We start from the raw sequence: 992 nt of genomic DNA on the forward strand, positions 1-992 counted from the left end.
GGCAGAGTAAAACTTGAAGTGCGACATAAACCACCTAATTAATTTAAAGGGTTTATGGAGTATATAAAATTGTCATACCATCATCTTAACTTTGAAGATCGTACTGCATTAATGCTTGAGTCAAGAAAAGAAGGCTTTTCAGCCAGAAAATTTGCTGAACTCATTAAAAGACATCCTAGTACGATCTATCGTGAGCTTAAAAGAAATAGCATCAATGACGTTTATCAAGCTCGATATGCTTCTGATAACACCTTCGCTAGACGTAGACGTGGTCACAGAAAACTCAAAATCGATTCAATCCTCTGGAAATTTATTGTTGAAGCGATCCGTTGTTTATGGTCTCCTCAGCAAATAGCAAAGCGTTTAAAGACATTTCCTGATTTGGATCAAACAATGAATGTAAGCCATACAACGATTTATTCAACGATACGAGCATTACCAAAGGGTGAGTTGAAAAAAGACTTATTATCCTGTCTGCGTCATGAAAATAAAAAGCGAAAAGCTAACGGTGAACCTAAAAAAGATTCTATATTACAGGATATTAAAACTATTCATGAGCGCCCAGCCGAAGTTCAAGAAAGAAAAATACCGGGTCATTGGGAAGCTGATTTAATTAAAGGTAAAGACAATAAAAGTTCGATAGCAACACTTATTGAACGAAATACACGGCTCTGTATCTTGGCAACATTACCTGATGCAAAGGCAGAATCAGTGCGCAAGGCTTTAACTGAAGCTCTGAAATATTTACCTGCAGAACTGCGTAAAACGTTGACCTATGACCGTGGACGCGAGATGGCAGAACATAAAATACTTGAAGAAGATTTAGGCATAGATGTATATTTCTGTGACCCACATTCACCCTGGCAAAAAGGCACATGCGAAAATATGAATGGTTTAATTAGGCAATATTTACCTAAAGGGATTGATTTAAATCAGGCAGATCAGCATTATTTAAATCAAGTTGCCATGTCACTGAATACTCGTCCTAGAAA

General features: G+C 37.0%; 1 protein-coding gene. It reads left to right on the forward strand.

Annotation, left to right across the window (positions count from 1 at the left end):
* Positions 1–111 precede the first annotated feature (111 nt).
* Positions 112–992, forward strand: an 881-nt coding sequence (locus C3420_RS17095; RefSeq protein ID WP_135898008.1) for an IS30-like element ISAba125 family transposase, incomplete at its 3' end; no start/stop codon positions are given.

The sequence above is a fragment of the Acinetobacter sp. ACNIH3 genome, from assembly GCF_002918965.1.
In the GTDB taxonomy this organism is placed as follows: Bacteria; Pseudomonadota; Gammaproteobacteria; order Pseudomonadales; family Moraxellaceae; genus Acinetobacter; species Acinetobacter schindleri.